The sequence below is a fragment of the Glutamicibacter halophytocola genome (assembly GCF_001302565.1).
GTDB lineage: Bacteria > Actinomycetota > Actinomycetes > Actinomycetales > Micrococcaceae > Glutamicibacter > Glutamicibacter halophytocola.
Map to the genome: position 1 here is coordinate 2,121,800 of NZ_CP012750.1, position 19,093 is coordinate 2,140,892.

A 19,093-nucleotide genomic window follows, 5' to 3' on the forward strand; every position below is an offset into this window, starting at 1 on the left:
CTTAGCCGACCGATCCTTCCATCTGAAGTTCAATAAGGCGGTTCAGTTCGAGCGCGTATTCCATGGGGAGCTCACGGGCGATTGGCTCGACAAAGCCACGCACGATCATTGCCATTGCCTCGTCCTCGGCCATGCCGCGGGACATCAGGTAGAACAGCTGCTCTTCGGAAACGCGCGAGACGGTCGCCTCGTGGCCCATGGTCACGTCGTCCTCGCGAACGTCGATGTATGGGTAGGTGTCCGAACGCGAGATCTGGTCAACCAGCAACGCGTCGCAAACCACCGAGTTCTTGGTGCCCTTGGCGCCTTCCTGGACCTGGACCAGGCCGCGGTAGGCCGAGCGGCCACCGTTGCGAGCCACCGACTTGGCCACAATTGCCGAGGAGGTGTTCGGAGCGATGTGAACCATCTTGGAACCGGTGTCCTGGTGCTGGCCTTCGCCGGCGAAGGCGATGGACAGGGTCTCGCCCTTGGCGCGTTCGCCAACGAGGTAGACCGCAGGGTACTTCATGGTGACCTTGGAACCGATGTTGCCATCGACCCATTCCATGGTTGCGCCCTCTTCACAAACGGCACGCTTGGTCACCAGATTGTATACGTTGTTCGACCAGTTCTGGATGGTCGTGTAGCGAACGCGCGCGTCCTTCTTCACGATGATTTCCACAACCGCGGAGTGCAGCGAGTCCGACTGGTAGATCGGGGCGGTGCAACCTTCGATGTAGTGAACGTACGAGCCCTCATCGGCGATGATCAGGGTGCGCTCGAACTGGCCCATGTTTTCCGTGTTGATTCGGAAGTAGGCCTGCAGCGGGATCTCAACGTGTACGCCCTTGGGAACGTAGACGAAGGAACCTCCGGACCACACAGCGGTGTTCAGCGAAGCGAACTTGTTGTCGCCTGCTGGAATGACCGAGCCGAAGTACTCTTCGAAGATCTCAGGGTGTTCCTTCAAACCGGTGTCGGTGTCGAGGAAGATGACGCCCTGGGCTTCGAGGTCTTCGCGCAGCTGGTGGTAGACAACCTCGGACTCGTACTGGGCAGCCACGCCGGAAACCAGGCGCTGCTTTTCAGCCTCGGGAATACCCAGCTTGTCGTAGGTGTTCTTGATGTCTTCAGGAAGTTCGTCCCACGTCGCAGCCTGCTTTTCAGTGGAGCGAACGAAGTACTTGATGTTGTCGAAATCAATGCCCGAGAGGTCTGGACCCCAGGTTGGCATTGGCTTGCGATCGAAGTACTTCAGCGCCTTCTGGCGGCGCTCCAGCATCCATTCTGGCTCGGACTTGAGGGCGGAAATATTCGCCACAACGTCCTTGTCGACGCCGCGGCGAGCGTTTGCACCCGCGTCGTTCTTATCTGACCAGCCATATTCGTAATTGCCGATTCCGTGGAGTTCGGGGTTCTTCTCCAGAATTTCGGAAATTACACCTGGGTCGGCAGACTCCTGTGCAATCTGATCCGTCATCGCGGCCTCTCCTGCTTCGTGAACTGAATTCGAGTTCTCTTCTCGGCGCGCATTGGCGCCTTTCCACGTCCCACAGGGATGTGGGTCGTGCACACGTGTCCGCCGCCGGCCAAGGTCGACAATCGTCGAACATCGACACCCAGCAACCGGGCGAACATTTCAGTTTCGGTGTCGCAAAACACCGGAAACTCTCGTGCCAAGTCTTGTATCGGGCAGTGTCCCTGGCACAGCTGAACGCTGTGCATCAAGGCCGTTGCCACTTTCGTATCAACTTTTCGGGTGTACCCCACGAACCCATCGGAACTAAGCAAGTTGCTTAGCACTTCGGCTCGTGCTTCCAGCCCTTCAACCCCGGCCAACGCCTTGGCGTACCGGGTTTCCATTTCGGCGAATCGATTACGCGCGAACTTTCGGATCGCATCGTCACCGGCAGCATCGCCAAGCATCTTCAATGCATCGGTAGCAATTTCCAAATAGTCGTTGCCAAGCTTCGTCTGGCCGCGGTGCGAGAGCACGTAGCGACGAGACGGGCGCCCGGCGCCCGACTTCTGGTTTGCTACCAGTTTCACCTCAACGAGCCCTGATTTTGACAGCGCATCAAGGTGACGGCGAACCGCAGCTGGCGTGAAACCCAGCTTGTTGCCAAGCTCGGCGGCACTGACCGGCCCGTCCTCTAGTACTGCGTAAAGGACGCGATCGCGCGTGCGTTCCTCGGTATCCCCAACTGCACCAACCGTGTCGGCAGTGGAGCCACTAGGTGAGTCTAAATTTGATGAATACACAACACAATCATGCGTAAATTTTTGCGCCAGGTCTAGTAAGGAAGGACTTACTAAGGGAGAGCTTGCCCACTTATCGATCTACTCCTTATTAACTATTGGCACCTTTTTATTCTCTCGCTCACGCGCAACGGTGGCGAGTGTTGGTGACACAGTCCTAAAAAACAGGAGTTCGACATGTCGTAGAATGTTTTGGTGTCTTCCGTAACCCCCAGTCTCATCATCAATGAACTGGCCAAAGATTTAGGGCCAGTTCCCGCCTTGGACAACCGCATGCTGCGCGTCCTGGAGTCGGTGTCCCTGAAGGCTTATCCAGGCCAAGTCACCACTCTTCTCGGGGCCAATGGCGCCGGCAAGTCGACTACGTTGGCCTGTGCCCAGGGCCTTCTGCAGCCAGAAGGCGGCACCATTGAGCTGCTGGGTCAAAACCCCTACGGCGACAACCCTGAACTTCGCTCGCGAGTCGGCGTCATGCTCCAAGACGGCGGATTGCCGCCATCGATGCGACCGGTCCCGCTCTTGCGGCACGTCGCATCCCTGTACCGAAACCCCATTGACATCGATGCGCTGATCACCCGACTGGACCTCGAATCCTTTGGGACGCGCACCATCCGCCGGCTCTCCGGCGGCCAAAAGCAGCGGGTCGCACTGGCCCTGGCCCTCGCCGGGGACCCCGAAGTTGTCTTCCTCGATGAACCAAGCGCAGGCCTCGACCCGCAATCGCGCCAAGTCGTCTTCGACTTGATCGCCGAATTGCGCGACGCCGGCAAGGCCATCATCCTCACCACGCACCTTATGGATGACGCGCAGCGCCTCAGCGACTACGTGTACATCATCGACAAGGGCTGCACGGTAGCGCAGGGAACGGTGGCTGAACTGACCGCTCGTGCCGCCGAAGACCAGGACGCCCGCCCGATATCCTTCGCAGCTCCGGTCAACCTGGTTCTGCCCGAACCGCCAGCCGGGCTATATCTCTCAGAGACCTCAGCCGGTGAATATCGATTGGACGGTGTCAGCTCCCCCGATCACCTGCATTGGCTTACGAGCTGGTGGCTCCGAGAAGGCATCCTGCCATCACAACTGAACCTGCAGTCACGAAGCCTCGAAGACGTATTCCTCGAATTCGCACAGAAGGAGGAACGCGCATGAGCGAACAAATAACAGCAAGCAACGCCGTGTCGCCATTTAAGCGCATTCTCATCCAAGGCAAGTATGAGTCTTTGCAAATGCTGAGCAACGGGGAACAGCTGATCCTCGCGGTGGTCATGCCGATGATCGCGCTAGTGGTACTCACGCTCACCGATCTTCTTGACGGAGTTGCCGAGCGAAGCATTGATGCTGCAGTTCCAGGTGTACTGGCATTGTGCGTGATCTCGACGGCGTTTACCGGCCAAGGAATTGGCACCGGATTTGATCGGCGCTACGGCGTACTGAAAATGTTCTCCACGACGCCGTTGGGCAAGACTGGCCTGATTTTCGGCAAAGTCATTGCAGTGCTCACGGTCTTGCTGATTCAAGTAGTGCTCATTACGGTGGTCGCGCTCTTCATGGGCTGGGAACCGAATGCTTGGGGCATTGCTCCCGCAATCCTCTTCCTGCTGCTCGGCGCGGCAGCATTTACCTCGCTCGGCCTGCTCATCGCGGGCACAGTCCGCCCAGAAGCGACGCTGGCCATTACCAATCTGGCCTGGATCCTCCTGGCCGGTGCAGGCGGCGTGCTGTATCCACTAAGCATGGCACCAGCATGGATTCAGCCAACGCTCAACGCTTTGCCATCTGCAGCGCTTGGAGATGCCATGCGCGAGGCACTAATCTCGGGCCACTTCAGCATCGCTGGACTTATTTTCCTAGTTCTCTGGTCGGCTGCTGGCTCATTTGCCGCCATCAAGCTCTTCAAATGGAACTAACCACCAAACACATCCTCAAGGGAGATTTCCATGTCTTCAGACCTGGCCACTAGAAGCTGGGCCGACAAGCTGCCAACGAAGGTCACCCGCCTTGTGCACGGCCTCGCGATTGCTTCGCTGATCTCTCAGGTGGGCATCATCGTGACCGGTGGCGCAGTTCGCCTCACCGAGTCCGGCCTCGGTTGCTCGCATTGGCCTAATTGTGTTCCCGGTTCCATGACGCCGGTTCCTGCGATGGGAATCCACGGCATCATCGAGTTCGGCAACCGCACTTTGACGTTTGTTCTCTTGGCGATCGCCATCGGGTTCCTGCTCTCGGTTTGGTCCATGCGGCGCACGCACTCGACCGTTTTCAAGCTGGGACTGGCTCTTCTGCTGGGCATTCCAGCACAGGGTGTCATCGGTGGCATCACGGTATGGACCGGGCTGAACCCTTGGGTCGTGTCCTTGCACTTCCTGCTTTCTGGAACCCTGGTGATCCTGGCTACCCTGCTGGTCAACCGCACACGCGCAGAAATCAAGGCCCAGGAGAATCCGCCAACAACCAAGACCATTCGCCAGACTGCGACGGCTGCGTGGATCTTCGGCATTCTGGCAGTCATCATGGGCACGATCGTCACCGGAACAGGACCGCATGCAGGTGACGCGACGACTCCGCGGCACATGTTTGATCCACTGCTGGTCACCCGCATGCACACTGCTCCGGTTTACTTGCTGATCATCGCTACCGCCGCCTTGCTGGTCTTGGCCTACAAGACCGGTGGCAATGACCGTTTGCGCGCATCCGCATGGTGGCTCGTGGCCGTCATTCTTCTCCAAGCAGCTATCGGATATACCCAGCACTTCACCGGACTGCCAATCGGTTTGGTACTACTGCACATGCTTGGGGCCAGCCTGCTGCTGGTATCCAGCACTGATGCCTGGGATCGAGCAACGCTTCTTCCCAAGTACCAGCGGGTCGATAACTAGTCACAAAGTAGAGCACGCGCAGCCAGGCATTTTCGTTGCCTGGCCACGCGTGCTTTTTAGCGCCCGAACGCAACTGATATCAGCTGAGATCCAGCTCAGTATTTTCCGTCGGCAGTACTTGCAAGGACGCCGAACAGCAGTGCCTAAAGGCTCTGTTGCTTTGACGCCCTATGTTGAAAGCGAAACCTGGCAGCAAGAATTCTGAGCGGACCTCCATCATGAGCACTTGACGCAGCTTGGGCACCAAAAGGTCGTCAGGTTCACGCGTCCTGCACGGGAATTTCCATTTGCCTCCCGCCGTCCCCTGCCTTGCTAGCTCAAGAGGATGCAACGTCCACGAGCAATAATGGACTTCGCAGATTCCCTATAGCCGACCTGCGGTCCTCCGTTTAGTTGCCACTGGCACCAAAAACCCGGCCACCCGATCCAAGTGATCGGGTGGCCGGGCAAGTTAAGAATTCTGTGAATTATTCGGTGGCTAGCCGAAGAGCGGGCTTCCCACAAAAGGATCAATGGCGAGAGCCAAGAAGACAATCGACAAGTACGTGATGGAGATATGGAAGACCTTCATCGCCTTGCGGTTGACTACCGCAGGCTTGTGGTCGCCCTGTGCTTCGCGGTAAAGGACATGCGATTCGTAGATGAACCAGATGCCAGCACCGCCGGCAATGGCCGTGTAGACGATGCCTGCGTGGCCCAGTGGCACCAGCAGAAGCGAGCAGACTACGGTGGCCCAGGCATAGAGAACAACCTGAACAGATACGCGGCGGGCGTTGGCAATTGCCCCGAGCATCGGCACCGATGCGGCGTTGTAGTCGTCTGCATATTTCATGGACAGCGGCCAGTAGTGCGGCGGCGTCCACAGGAAGATGACCAGGAACAGGATGATTGCCGGCCATTCAATGGTCTCTTTGACAGCAGCCCAGGCGATTAGCACCGGCATGCAGCCTGCGATACCGCCCCAGACAATATTCTGAGCCGTGCGTCGCTTCAGGATGATCGTATAGAAGACCACGTACAGAAGGATTGCTGCCAGACCGAGGGCGGTGGTCAGTGGGTTTGTTCCGACCCACAGCACCACCAGCGAAGCAATCGCCAGTGCCCAGGAGAAGATCAGCGCTTCCTTGGGAGTCAAGTCGCCGGTGACCAGAGGACGCCCCTTGGTGCGCTTCATCAACTTGTCCATATCGCGATCGATATAGCAGTTGAAAGCGCCTGACGCCCCAGCAGCCATTGCACCACCCACAAGGGTGGAAATCATCAGCCACAACGAAGGGAATCCGCGCTGGGCAAAAATCATGGTCGGGAAGGTGCTCACCAGCAGCAACTCGATGACACGAGGCTTGGTCAACGCCACGTAGGCGCTGGCCTTGCGCTTCACATAGTCTCCGGTGCTTTCACCAGGCTGACGCGAGGCGCGTGGCACTGATGCTCCGGCGACACTTTGAGTCTTCAATTAAACGCACTCAGTTCTTCACGGGTACAAGACAGACACAATCATTCTACGCCTGATAGAAATTCTTTGAAACTCCCCCGCGTATAGTTCATCGGCAAAAGTTCGTGACCTTGGTCAACCCCTCAATTCCCATTCCGCAATAGCGAAAATTCCCCAGCTAGTCGAAAATGACCTGTGCACCATCCGCCTCCGAGGCCACGACCAACCGCTCACCTAACAGCGAACACCGTCATCTGATATCAACATTCGGACACCTGAGCCATTCCGTTTTCGGTAATGAATAATTGAAGGCTGAACAATTTTTTCACCGCTGATTTCGAGTCGTAGCGAGATTTCCACCGCAACGCTCACAACCGAATCAACAGCACCTGAATTTGATTTAACGCATCGTTACAAATTTTCAATTTTGTTCAAACCCACAGTGGAGCTCATGTGCCGCAGGTCTCAAGAGGCTTCTGGGCTATGGATGCTGGTTCCCAGCCGAGCACCGAACGATGCCCGGCACTGAAGGCGGCAGCCACCGGCTTTCTCTCCGGAACGAATCAACCGTTACACGGCGGAAATAAACTTGCGCGTCATCTTGCTATAACCATCACCTCACACATCGTTTTCGCGATAGAGTTGGACGAGATTGCGCCGTCGCAACCTACATATTTCTGGTCTTCAACGAGCTCAGGAACATATAGGAGGCGACGGCGTATTGCGTGTCAGCGGGAGATATCTCCCGTCCGAGCCTGAATGGAAGGAACGCCGCTGTGGCGACTGAATCCTTAGTAGAAGAGTTTTCACTGACCGAGTTGGATCGTAAGGCCATCGACACCACCCGTGTCCTGGCAGCCGACGCTGTTGAAAAAGTTGGCAATGGCCACCCCGGTACCGCAATGAGCTTGGCCCCGGCTGCCTACCTGATTTTCCAGAAGCACCTGCGCCACGATCCGAAGGATCCGAACTGGATCGGTCGCGACCGTTTCGTTCTCTCCCCTGGTCACACGTCATTGACCTTGTACCTGCAGCTGTTCCTCTCCGGCTACGGCTTGGAATTGGAAGACATCGAAGCACTGCGCACCTGGGGCGCCAAGACTCCGGGCCACCCGGAGTACGGCCACACCGCCGGCGTCGAGATCACCACCGGCCCGCTGGGCCAGGGCCTGGCCTCCGCCGTGGGCTTCGCCTACTCGCAGCGCCGCATGCGCGGCCTGCTGGATCCAGCTGCTGAAGCCGGGACGAGCCCATTCGACCACACCGTCTACGTCATCGCTTCCGATGGCGACCTGCAGGAAGGCGTCACCTCCGAGGCCTCCTCGCTCGCCGGCCACCAGGAACTTGGCAACCTCGTAGTGATCTACGATGACAACAAGATCTCCATCGAGAACGACACCGACATCGCCTTCACTGAAGATGTGCTGGGCCGCTACGACTCCTACGGCTGGCACACCCAGCGCGTTGACTGGACCGTCACCGGCGAATACGTCGAGGACATGGCAGCACTGGATGCGGCCATCCGAGCCGCCAAGGCCGAGACCTCCCGCCCGTCGATCATCGCCCTGCGCACCGTCATCGGCTGGCCAGCGCCAACCAAGCAGAACACCGGCGGCATCCACGGCTCGAAGCTGGGCACCGAAGAAGTTGCAGGCCTCAAGGAGGTCCTGGGCTTCGATCCAGCAAAGAACTTCCACATCGACCAGGAAGTTCTGGATCACGCTCGCGAAGTCGTCACCCGCGGTGCAGACCTGCACGCCTCATGGAACAAGGACTTCGACGCGTGGAAGGCGGCCAACCCTGAACAGGCCGCCCTGCTGGAGCGCCTTGAGTCGGGCAAGCTGCCTGAGGGCTGGACCGAAAAGCTTCCAGTCTTCGAGCCAGGCTCCACTATGGCCACCCGCTCGGCTTCGGGCAAGGTCATCAACGCCATTGCCGATGAGCTGCCAGAACTCTGGGGCGGCTCGGCCGACCTGGCCGGTTCGAACAACACCACCATCGACACCGCCAAGTCCTTCGCGCCGGAGCGCCGCTCCACCGCTTCATGGGATGCCAGCCCCTACGGCCGCGTCCTGCACTTCGGCATCCGCGAGCACGCCGCCGCGTCGATCGTCAACGGCATCGTGCTCTCCAGCCCGACCCGCGCCTTCTCCGGCACCTTCCTGATCTTCTCGGACTACCAGCGCCCTGCCATCCGCTTGGCTGCGCTGATGGGCGTTCCATCGATCTTCGTATGGACCCACGACTCGATCGGCCTGGGCGAAGACGGCCCGACCCACCAGCCGGTAGAGCAGCTCGCCAGCTTGCGCATCATCCCGAACTTCGACGTGGTCCGCCCGGCGGACGCCAACGAAGTTGCCTACGCATGGCGCGGCATGCTGGAACTGACCGATACCCCATCGGGCATCGTGCTCTCCCGCCAGAACCTGCCAATCTACGACCGCGCAGCCACCGGCTTCCGCGGCGCCGAAGGCACCCTGAAGGGCGGCTACATCCTGGCCGAAGCCGTGCGCGACGGCGCAGAGGTCACCCCAGACGTGATCCTGCTGGCTACCGGTTCCGAGGTGGAGCTGGCAGTTGAGGCTCGCGAGGAACTGGCCGCCAAGAACATCGCCGCCCGCGTGGTCTCGCTGCCATCGCTGGAATGGTTCGCCAAGCAGGATGCCGCCTACCGTGAAGAGGTGCTCCCGGCAGCCATCACCGCCCGCGTGTCCGTAGAGGCAGGCGTAGCCCAGGGCTGGCGCGAGCTGGTCGGCGCCAACGGCGAGATCATCTCGCTGGACCACTTCGGCGCTTCCGCCGATTACAAGAAGCTGTACTCGGAATTCGGCATCACCACCGCGGCCGTAGTCGCCGCCGCCGAAACCTCCGTGCAGAACGCCGCAAAGTAAGGAACCGAAGCAAATATCATGAGCAACCCAAATACCCAGGCCCTCTCCGATGCCGGCGTTTCAATCTGGCTCGATGACCTCTCCCGCGAACGGCTGACCAGCGGCTCGCTGGCCAAGCTGATCGAAGAGAAGAACGTTGTTGGCGTGACCACCAACCCTGCCATTTTCGCCGCATCGCTCTCCAAGGCCGAGGTGTACGGCGAAGCGATCGCCGAACAGCGCGACAAGTCCGTTGAAGATGCGATCACCGAAATCACCAGCGACGACGTGGCCGCAGCCTGCGACCTGTTCAAGGGCATCTACGAGTCCTCCAAGGGCTTCGACGGCCGCGTGTCCATCGAGGTTGATCCCCGCCTGGCCCACGAAACCGCGCCAACCATCGCCCAGGCCAAGGCCCTGTACGAGCGCGTGAACCGCGAAAACGTGCTGATCAAGATCCCAGCCACCCTTGAGGGCCTGGAAGCGATCACCGAGACCATTGCCGAAGGCATTTCCGTCAACGTGACCCTGATCTTCTCGCTGGAACGCTACCGCGAAGTGATCAACGCCTACCTGATCGGCTTGGAGAAGGCCCACGCCAAGGGGCTGGACCTGTCCAAGATCCACTCGGTCGCCTCCTTCTTCGTCTCCCGCGTGGACACCGAGATCGACAAGCGACTGGCTGCCATCGGCACCGGGGAAGCCGCCGCATTGCGTGGCCAGGCCGGCGTGGCCAACGCCCGCCTCGCCTACCAGGTCTTCGAGGAGTCCTTCGCCTCGGCGCGCTTCGAGGTATTGGCAGCCGCCGGCGCCAACGTGCAGCGTCCGCTGTGGGCTTCGACCGGCGTCAAGGATCCTGCCTACCCATCCACCCTGTACGTCACCGAGCTGGTGGCACCGCAGACCGTGAACACCATGCCGGAAAAGACCCTGGATGCCACCGCAGCCGAGGCGGAAATCCGCGGCAATGCAATCGCTGGCAGCTACGATGCCGCCAACCGCGTGCTGGACAAGCTCGCAGCCCAGGGCATCGACTACAACGAGATCGTCAACCTGCTTGAGGTCGAGGGCGTTGACAAGTTCGAGGTCGCTTGGAACGAGCTGCTCGAAGACATGTCGGTCGCACTGAAGGGAGCCAAGTAAATGGAACTAGGTTTGGTGACCTCAGGCGAGGCACTGGCCTCGGTGGATGCGCTGCTTCCAAAGCTCATTGAAGCAAAAGTTGGCAGCCGCATCGCAGCCCAGGACCCCACCGTCTGGGGACCTGCGGCCGAGGCAGAATCCGCTATCCGCCTGGGCTGGGTCAACCCCTTCGAGGCTGCTGGCAAGCTGATTCCAGCCATTCTGGAACTGCGCGAAGAACTGCAGCAGGAGAACCTGACCCGCATTGTCTTGTGCGGCATGGGCGGATCCTCCCTGGCCCCCGAGGTCATTGCCGCGCACGACGAAGTGGATCTGGTCATCTGCGACACCACCGATCCATCGATGGTCAAGCAGATCGTCGAGACCGACTTGGAGCGCACCGTAGTGGTCGTTTCCTCCAAGTCCGGTTCCACCGTGGAAACCGACTCGCAGCGCCGCGCCTTCACCGCCGCCTTCCAGGCTGCCGGGATCGACCCGGCCACCCGCCTGGTGCTGGTGACCGATCCGGGATCGCCAATGGACAACCCCGAGGGTGTTCGCGCGGTCTTCAACGCCGACCCGCATGTCGGCGGGCGCTACTCGGCGCTGACCGCCTTCGGCCTGGTGCCTTCGGGCCTGGCCGGCGCGGACATCGAAGCCCTGGTGGAAGAATCCGGGCTGATCAATGACGTGTTGGCCTCGGACGACGAGGACAACCTGGCATTGCACCTGGGTGCCGCCATGGCGACCGCAGGCCGCGACAAGCTGCTGATCGCCTGTGTTGGCGACGCGCTGCCAGGCTTTGGCGACTGGGCCGAGCAGCTCATCGCCGAGTCCACCGGCAAGGACGGCAAGGGCGTTCTGCCCGTAGCCGCCCATGTTGATGCACCGGAGCTGAAGAACCTGCCGGCCGACGTGGTGCCGCTGTTCGTCTACGACGAACTTCCCGAAGAGATCGACGAGGAAGCAACCGCGGTGCATTTCAGCGCGCCGCTGGGCACCGCGTTCATGATCTTCGAGTACGCCACCGCCGTAGCCGGCTACCTGCTGGGCATCAGCCCCTTCGACCAGCCCGATGTCGAGGCCGCAAAGGTGGCAGCCCGCTCGATGCTGGAGGCCCCGGCGGCCGCCGAACCAGACGCAGTTGACGGATCGGTGCAGTTGTTCGGCACCACCGCCAGCACGCTGGATGCAGCCCTGGATGAGCTGACCGCGCAGCTGCCGGAAGATGGCTACCTGGCCATCCAGGCGTACCTGAACCGCACCTCCGACAGCCAGCTGCAGGCCCTGCGCGACCTCTTCGCCGAAAAGACCGGACGCCCGGTCACCTTCGGCTGGGGCCCGCGCTTCCTGCACTCCACCGGCCAGTACCACAAGGGCGGCCCGGCCCAGGGCGTGTTCCTGCAGATTACCGCCGATCACCAGGACGACCTGGACATCCCGGATCGTCCGTACTCCTTCGGCTCCCTGATCACTGCCCAGGCCATCGGCGATGGTGCAGTGCTTTCGGATGCCGAGCACAACCGCCCAGTGCTGCGCGTGAACCTCACGGACCGCGCAGCCGGAATCGCTGCCCTGCTTGAGGCAGCGAAGTAAGGCACCAATGAGTAATCCACTACGCGATGCCCGCGACCGGCGGCTTAACCGCATTGCCGGTCCGGGCGCGCTGGTGTTCTTCGGAATCACCGGCGACCTTGCCCGCAAGAAATTGATGCCAGCGGTCTATGACCTGGCCAACCGCGGGCTGCTCCCCCCAAACTTTGCCATCGTCGGCTTCGGCCGCCGCGACTGGAGCGCCGAGGACTTCGCGAACCAGGCCCGTGAATGGATCCTGGCCAGTTCCCGAACCCCGTTCAATGAAACGGTGTTCGCCCAGCTGGCTTCCGGCATGCGCTTCATTTCGGGCGCATTCGACGATGACGACGCCTACCAGAAGCTCGCCGAAACCCTCGACGAGCTGGCGGAGTCCCGTTCCACCGGTCGCAACCACGCCTTCTACCTCTCGATCCCGCCCAGCTGGTTCGAAATCGTCTGCCAGAAGCTCTCCGAGCACCACCTGGCCAACGATTCAAACCCGGGCTGGGAACGCGTGGTCATCGAAAAGCCCTTCGGCCACAACCTGCAAAGCGCCCGCGAGCTGAACCAGATCGTGGAATCCGTCTTCCCTGCAGACCAGGTGTTCCGCATCGACCACTATCTGGGCAAGGAAACCGTGCAGAACCTGCTGGCCCTGCGCTTCGGCAACCAGATGTTCGAGCCGCTGTGGAACAACAAGTACGTGGACCACGTGCAGATCACCATGGCCGAGGACATCGGCATCGGCGGACGCGCCAGCTACTACGACGGGGTGGGCGCGGCCCGCGACGTCATCCAGAACCACCTGCTCCAGCTGCTGGCGCTGACCGCCATGGAGGAGCCCATCTCCTTCAATGCCGATCACCTGCGCAGCGAAAAGGAGAAGGTGCTCACCGCCGTCCAGCTGCCAGAGGATCTGGGTGCCGCCAGCGCGCGCGGCCAGTACACCTCCGGCTGGCAGGGCGCCGAGGAAGTCGTCGGCTTCCTCGACGAGGAAGGCTTCAACCCGAAGTCCAAGACCGAAACCTACGCTGCGGTGCGCTTGAACATCAACACCCGCCGCTGGGACGGCGTGCCGTTCTACCTGCGCGCCGGAAAGCGCCTGGGACGACGTGTCACCGAGATCGCGGTGGTCTTCAAGAAGGCTCCGAACCTGCTGTTCACCGATCACGAGGATGACGAGTTCGGCCAGAACGCGTTTGTGATCCGGGTGCAGCCCGATGAGGGCGCGACCATCCGCTTCTCCTCCAAGGTGCCCGGCACCCAGATGGAGATCCGCGATGTCACCATGGACTTCGGCTACGGCAACGCCTTCACCGAATCCTCCCCGGAAGCCTACGAGCGCTTGATCCTCGACGTGCTGCTCGGCGAGCCGCCGCTGTTCCCGCGCCATGAAGAGGTGGAGCAGTCCTGGCGCATCCTGGATCCGTTCGAGGAATACTGGGCAGCGCAGCCAACCCAGCCTGATCCCTATGCTCCGGGATCCTGGGGCCCAGCCAGCAGCGATGAGCTGATGGCCAAAGATGGAAGGACGTGGCGACGCCCATGATGATCGATCTTCCCAACACCACCACCTCCAAGGTGGCCAAGAAGCTGATCTCCTCGCGCCGCACCCACGGCGTGGTAGCCCTCTCCCGGGTATTGACCCTGGTGGTCATCACCCGCGAGGGATTTGCGGAGAACGCCATCGAGGCCGCCAACCTGGCCAGCCGCGAGCACCCCTGCCGCATCATCGTGGTAGTGCGCGGCAATGCCAGCGAGAAGAACCGCCTGGATGTGCAGATCCGCGTGGGCGGCGACGCCGGCGCTTCCGAGGTCATCGTCATGCGCACCTACGGCCCGGATGTGGTGGCCGACGAGGCGCTGATCTCGGCCCTGCTGCTGCCTGATGCCCCGATTGTGGCCTGGTGGCCGCATGGCGTGCCGAAAGATCCCTACGGCACGGCCCTGGGCAAGCTCGCCCACCGGCGGATCACCGACTCCGCCGAGATGGAGGACCCTACCGCCTCGCTCTTTGGCCGCATCGAGACCTACCAGGCCGGCGATACCGACCTGGCATGGACCCGCCTGACCTTCTGGCGTGCCCAGCTGGCCAGCATCATCGACCTGGTGGGCACCGAGGGCCTGACCGGCATCACCGTGAAGGGCTCGGAGAATTCCCCGTCCACCACGCTGCTGGCCGCCTGGCTGACCATGTGCCTGGATGTTCCGGTGACCATTGCCGCGGACAAGACCACCGGCGGCCTGTCCAGCGTGCGGCTGACCCGCGAAGACGGGGACGTGGAGCTCTCGCGCCCTTCCGGCGCGGTGGCCCACCTGTACCTGCCTGGTTCTGCCCCGCAGCGGATCTCGCTGCCGCGGCGTTCGGTGGCCGAATGCCTCGCCGAGGAAATGCGCCGGCTGGATGCCGACGACGTCTTCGGCGAAGTCATCACCAAGGGCCTGAACCTCACCAACCTCAGGAGCGTTGTCCCCAGTGATCGCTAGGCAAATCACCATCCATGAAGATGTCGCCTCCACGGCGCACGCCATCGCCGCCCGGCTGATCACCTCGATCACCGACGCGATCGCCGCCCGTGGAGTCGCGCATGTTGTGGTCACCGGCGGCACCCTGGGCATCGCTTCGCTCGTGGCTCTCGCGCAGAACCCGGCCAGGACTTCGGTGAACTGGTCCCAGGTGCACTTCTGGTGGGGTGACGAGCGCTTTGTCGACAGCGGCAGCGCCGATCGCAACGTGCTGCAGGCCGAGCCGCTCTTTGCTGCACTGGATGAGCTGGGCCTGGACCGCGGCACCGTGCACGCCATGGGCTCCAGCGACCAGTACGACAGCGCCGAGCAGGCCGCCGCCGCCTACACGCAGCTGCTGGCGCAAGAAGCGCCGGAAGGATCGGCCTCGCCCGTCTTCGACGTGCTGATGCTGGGCATGGGGCCGGATTCGCATGTGGCGTCGCTGTTCCCCAACCACACGCGCTCGGATGAGCTCGGGGCCATCGCGGTCCATGACTCCCCCAAGCCGCCACCGCATCGGGTGACCCTGACCATGGGGACCATCAACACCGCTCGCGAGGTGTGGCTGGTGGTTGCCGGCGCCGACAAGGCTCCGGCCTTGGCCGCGGCCTCCCATGAAATCAACGAGGCGGCCGTCCCGGCCAGCGCCGTGCACGGCACGGAAGCAACCCGCTGGATCGTGGATCGCGCCGCATCAACACTGCTCTAGCGAGCACCGCAAGGCCGGCTCCCGGAACCCCTGGTTCCCGGGGCCGGCCTTTGCGCTAAACACCGTCATCAAGGATCTTCATGCCAGAATTGCCCTCCCCGCTCAACGTCACCGTCATCGGCTCCGGAGTCATCGGCCTGTCCACCGCACACGAGCTGGCCTCGCACGGCCACAAGGTGCGCGTGATCAGCGACCAGGAACCGCTGCAAACCGTCTCGGCCATCGCAGCTGCCATTTGGTTCCCTTATCATTCGGAGAACTCCCCCGCCGCCGACGTGCTGCTGGCGCGAACCCTGGCCCGCTTCAAGGCCCTGTCCCTGATTCCGGAGACCGGCGTCGACCTGCGCTTCGGCATGGATATCGAACGCCGCGCGGACGCCGATCGCTCCTGGGCCAAGCATGTGGCCGACTCCGAGGTGGTCGACGCCGCCTTGCTGCCCGAAGGCGCGCTCAGCGCCACCAGCGGCACGGTCCCGGTCATCACGATGCCCACCTACCTTTCCTGGCTGCAGGACCAGTGCCAGCGCCACGGCGTGGAATTCGAGCAGCGTACCGTGAATGCCATTGGCGATCTGCGGGCCGGCGCCGATGCGGTGGTGCTTGCCGGCGGGATGCGCTCAGCCGAACTGCTGGGCGATGACCACAGCGTGTATCCGATTCGCGGCCAGGTGATCCGGCTGGCCAATTCCGCGGGACTGCGCAACTGGCTCAGCGATGACGACCACCCCGGGGGCGTCTGCTACATCATTCCGCGCCGCGATGACATCATCGTGGGCGGCACCGATGCCGCTCACGACACCAACCTCGAAGTTGATGCGCAAACAGCTTCCGAGATGCTCGCCCGAGCCATCAGCCTGGTTCCGCAACTGGCCGGCTGCGAGGTTCTGGAGCACAAGGTCGGACTGCGCCCTGCGCGGGAAACGATCCGCCTGGAACGGGTTTCCGGCCAGGACATGACGGTGATCGCGGCCTATGGCCACGGTGGCGGCGGGGTCACCCTCTCCTGGGGCACAGCGCAACGCGTGGTGGAATTGCTCGATGCCCCGGCGCAAGCCACGCACCAGTAAACCCGGACTTCACGCCCTGTCAACACCCCGTTTTCCATCGCAGGATATGTTCGGCTCAGCGCACCGGCTTCCCCGGTGCATCCAGGAGGCAAAACACCAGCACCAGCCGTGCATGGGATCCTCGATGACGCTTCAACGTCATGGGCGAGGACAGATAGCCTGCCTTAGAGTAATGTCACCTTTCACGCACCACCAGTGGAAATCCATATCCGTCCGAAGACCAGGAGAGCAGCACATGTCGCAACCCATCGACGCCTTCGAACTCCGCGATGCTGCAGCCGCGCAGCCTGCGCCAACGCCTGCACAGTTTCGCCAAGCCCTGCTGCGCCATCTGCAGTACACGGTCGGCAAGAGCCCGCAGAAAGCTTCGCTCTTCGACTGGCGGATCGCCTTGTCCCACGCGGTGCGCGACCACGCGGTCGACCCGTGGTTCAACGCCACCCGGCGCACCTGGGACGAAGAACGCAAGCGGGTCTACTACCTGTCGATGGAATTCCTGATCGGCCGGCTGCTGGAGGACCAAGCCATCAATCTGGGACTGCGCGAAGTCGTGGTGCAAGTGCTGGGCGAATTCGGCTTGAGCTTTGCCGAAGTGGCCGAGGGCGAGCCTGACGCGGCCTTGGGCAATGGCGGATTGGGCCGCTTGGCCGCCTGCTATCTGGAATCCATGGCCACCATGGGATGCCCGGCCTACGGGTACGGCCTGCGCTACGAGCATGGGCTGTTCCGCCAGCACTTCGAAAATGGGCGGCAGATCGAAACCCCGGAAAACTGGCTGGCCACAGACAACCCCTGGGACTTCACCCGCCCCGAGGTCGCCTACCCGGTGGGCTTCGGCGGCGCGCTGGCCGAGCACAACGGCGCCTGGATCTGGTCGCCGGGCTCCCAGGTGCTCGCTTCTGCCCATGACACTCCAGTTGTCGGCTACGGCGGGAAATGGGCCAACACCTTGCGGCTTTGGGCGGCCATGCCCAGCGCCGACCTGTTCGATCTGAACCGCTTCAATGCCGGGGACTTCGCCGCGGCCTCCGAGCCGGAGGCGCTGGCGCGCAGCCTGAGCCGGGTGCTCTACCCGAATGACACCACCGACGGCGGCAAGGAGCTGCGGCTCTCCCAGGAATACTTCCTGACCTCTGCTTCCGTGCAGGACATCCTGCGCCGCTACCTCGCGGCCCATCAGGATCTGCTCAAGCTGCCCGAGTTTGTTGCCATCCAGATGAACGACACCCACCCGGCCATCGCCGGCCCCGAACTGATCCGCCTGCTGGTGGACGAGCACGGCGTCAATTTCGACACGGCAGTGCAGACCGTGACCGGGGTGCTGGGCTACACCAACCACACCTTGCTGCCCGAGGCACTGGAACGCTGGAGCGTGGGCTTGATGCGCAAGGTCCTCCCGCGCCACTTGCAGATCATCGAAACCCTGGACACCCAGTTCATCCAGTTGCAGGGCTCTGCCCCCGATCCGGTGCGCCTGGTCAGCAACGACCAGGTCAGCATGGGCGATCTGGCCTTCGCCACCAGCCACAAGGTCAACGGGGTCTCGGCCCTGCATACCGAGCTGGTCAGCAAGGACTTGTTCCCGGTGCACAACGAGCTCCATCCGGGGCGCATCGTGAACATCACCAACGGCATCACCCCGCGCCGCTGGCTCAAGCTGGCCAACCCGTCGCTGGCATCGCTGATCACCGACACCATCGGCGCAGGCTGGGAAACCGACCTGGAGCGGCTTCGCGAATTGGAGCCTTTTGCCGATGATCCGGCCTTCCGCGATGCCTTCGGACGCAGCAAGCGCCAGGCCAAGGAGCATTTCACCGGCTGGCTTGCCCAGGAGCATGGAATCGAGCTGCCTGCCGACGCGCTATTCGACGCCCAGGTGAAGCGGCTGCACGAATACAAGCGCCAGCTGCTCAATATCCTGTGGACCATTGCGCACTGGCAGCGGATCAAGCGCGATCCGCAGGCCGGCTGGGCTCCGCGGGTCAAGATCTTCGGCGGCAAAGCCGCACCGAGCTACCATATGGCCAAGCTGATCATCCAGCTGATCAACGACGTCGCCGAGCTGGTCAACAACGACCCGGAGACCAGTCATTTGCTGCGTGTGGCCTACCCGCCGAACTACGGCGTGTCCATGGCAGAGAAGCTGATCCCCGCGGCGGATCTCTCCGAGCAGATTTCCACGGCCGGAATGGAGGCTTCGGGCACCGGCAACATGAAGTTCGCGCTCAACGGCGCGCTGACCATCGGCACCCTGGACGGGGCCAATGTCGAAATCCGCGAGCACGTCGGGGCGGAGAACTTCTTCCTCTTCGGGCTCACGACCGAACAGGTCGCCGAACGCCGGGCCCAGCCCGGCCACGCACGCACCGCGCTGGAAGCCAGCCAAACCCTGCGCGATGTGCTCCAAGCCATTGCGGAGGGCGTATTCAGCCCCGATGACCGCCATCGCTACGATGGATTGCTTGATGCGATGTGGAACAGCGACTGGTTCCTGGTGGCCTCGGACTTCGAGGACTACGACCGTGCGCAAAGCGAAGTGGCCGACTGCTATCGCGACCCTGCACGCTGGCAGCGGATGGCCATCCTCAACGTCGCCCGCATGGGCTATTTCAGCTCCGATCGCTCAATTCGCGAGTATATGTCGCAAATTTGGAACGTGGAATCCGCTCTTTAGCCCGGCACATTCGGTC

The 19,093-nt window shown here is 61.9% G+C and carries 14 protein-coding genes; 11 read left to right on the forward strand and 3 right to left on the reverse strand.

Going from position 1 to position 19,093, the window contains the following annotated elements:
- Position 1 precedes the first annotated feature (1 nt).
- A complete protein-coding gene (sufB, locus tag AOZ07_RS09775) occupies positions 2-1,462 on the reverse strand; it encodes a Fe-S cluster assembly protein SufB (RefSeq protein ID WP_060701825.1) in 1,461 nt (486 codons plus the stop codon).
- Entirely contained in the window at positions 1,459-2,244 is a 786-nt protein-coding gene (locus AOZ07_RS09780) for a helix-turn-helix transcriptional regulator (protein WP_060701826.1), read from the reverse strand. The genes sufB and AOZ07_RS09780 overlap by 4 nt, the downstream gene beginning before the upstream one ends.
- 189 nt (positions 2,245-2,433) lie before the next feature.
- Between AOZ07_RS09780 and AOZ07_RS09785 the strand changes: the two genes are divergently transcribed.
- Genes AOZ07_RS09785 through AOZ07_RS09795 form a run of 3 tightly spaced genes read left to right on the forward strand, consistent with a single transcriptional unit; the run spans position 2,434 to position 5,117 of the window.
- Positions 2,434-3,390 carry an ABC transporter ATP-binding protein gene (locus tag AOZ07_RS09785; RefSeq protein ID WP_060701827.1) on the forward strand — a complete coding sequence of 319 codons (957 nt, stop codon included), beginning with the start codon at positions 2,434-2,436 and terminating at the stop codon, positions 3,388-3,390.
- Complete coding sequence (locus AOZ07_RS09790) at positions 3,387-4,148, forward strand: ABC transporter permease (RefSeq protein WP_060701828.1); 762 nt, start codon at positions 3,387-3,389, stop codon at positions 4,146-4,148. Before AOZ07_RS09785 ends, AOZ07_RS09790 begins: the two co-directional genes overlap by 4 nt.
- A gap of 30 nt (positions 4,149-4,178) precedes the next feature.
- Positions 4,179-5,117, forward strand: a complete 939-nt coding sequence (locus AOZ07_RS09795; protein WP_060701829.1) for a COX15/CtaA family protein — start codon at positions 4,179-4,181, stop codon at positions 5,115-5,117.
- A gap of 478 nt (positions 5,118-5,595) precedes the next feature.
- On the opposite strand, the gene AOZ07_RS09800 is transcribed toward AOZ07_RS09795, so the two are convergent.
- Positions 5,596-6,543, reverse strand: coding sequence for a heme o synthase (locus tag AOZ07_RS09800; protein ID WP_060701830.1), 948 nt, complete (start codon positions 6,541-6,543; stop codon positions 5,596-5,598).
- A gap of 785 nt (positions 6,544-7,328) precedes the next feature.
- On the opposite strand from AOZ07_RS09800, the gene tkt reads away from it, so the two are divergent.
- From tkt to AOZ07_RS09840, 8 genes are all read left to right on the forward strand, one after another.
- The gene (gene tkt / locus AOZ07_RS09805; RefSeq protein ID WP_084793210.1) at positions 7,329-9,443 is read left to right on the forward strand and encodes a transketolase; all 2,115 of its coding nucleotides are present in this window, start codon (positions 7,329-7,331) and stop codon (positions 9,441-9,443) included.
- Positions 9,444-9,461: 18 nt separating this feature from the next.
- The gene (gene tal / locus AOZ07_RS09810; protein ID WP_060701832.1) at positions 9,462-10,565 is read left to right on the forward strand and encodes a transaldolase; all 1,104 of its coding nucleotides are present in this window, start codon (positions 9,462-9,464) and stop codon (positions 10,563-10,565) included.
- Entirely contained in the window at positions 10,566-12,140 is a 1,575-nt protein-coding gene (locus tag AOZ07_RS09815) for a hypothetical protein (RefSeq protein ID WP_060701833.1), read from the forward strand.
- A gap of 7 nt (positions 12,141-12,147) precedes the next feature.
- Positions 12,148-13,668, forward strand: coding sequence for a glucose-6-phosphate dehydrogenase (zwf, locus tag AOZ07_RS09820; protein WP_060701834.1), 1,521 nt, complete (start codon positions 12,148-12,150; stop codon positions 13,666-13,668).
- Positions 13,665-14,606, forward strand: a complete 942-nt coding sequence (locus AOZ07_RS09825) for a glucose-6-phosphate dehydrogenase assembly protein OpcA (RefSeq protein WP_060701835.1) — start codon at positions 13,665-13,667, stop codon at positions 14,604-14,606. The genes zwf and AOZ07_RS09825 overlap by 4 nt, the downstream gene beginning before the upstream one ends.
- On the forward strand, positions 14,596-15,336 hold the full coding sequence (gene pgl, locus AOZ07_RS09830; protein WP_060701836.1) for a 6-phosphogluconolactonase: 741 nt from the start codon (positions 14,596-14,598) through the stop codon (positions 15,334-15,336). The genes AOZ07_RS09825 and pgl overlap by 11 nt, the downstream gene beginning before the upstream one ends.
- 80 nt (positions 15,337-15,416) lie before the next feature.
- A complete protein-coding gene (locus tag AOZ07_RS09835) occupies positions 15,417-16,403 on the forward strand; it encodes an NAD(P)/FAD-dependent oxidoreductase (RefSeq protein ID WP_060701837.1) in 987 nt (328 codons plus the stop codon).
- A gap of 235 nt (positions 16,404-16,638) precedes the next feature.
- Positions 16,639-19,077 (forward strand): glycogen/starch/alpha-glucan phosphorylase, encoded by a 2,439-nt coding sequence (locus tag AOZ07_RS09840; protein WP_060701838.1) that lies wholly within the window; start codon positions 16,639-16,641, stop codon positions 19,075-19,077.
- The last annotated feature ends 16 nt before the right edge of the window (positions 19,078-19,093 follow it).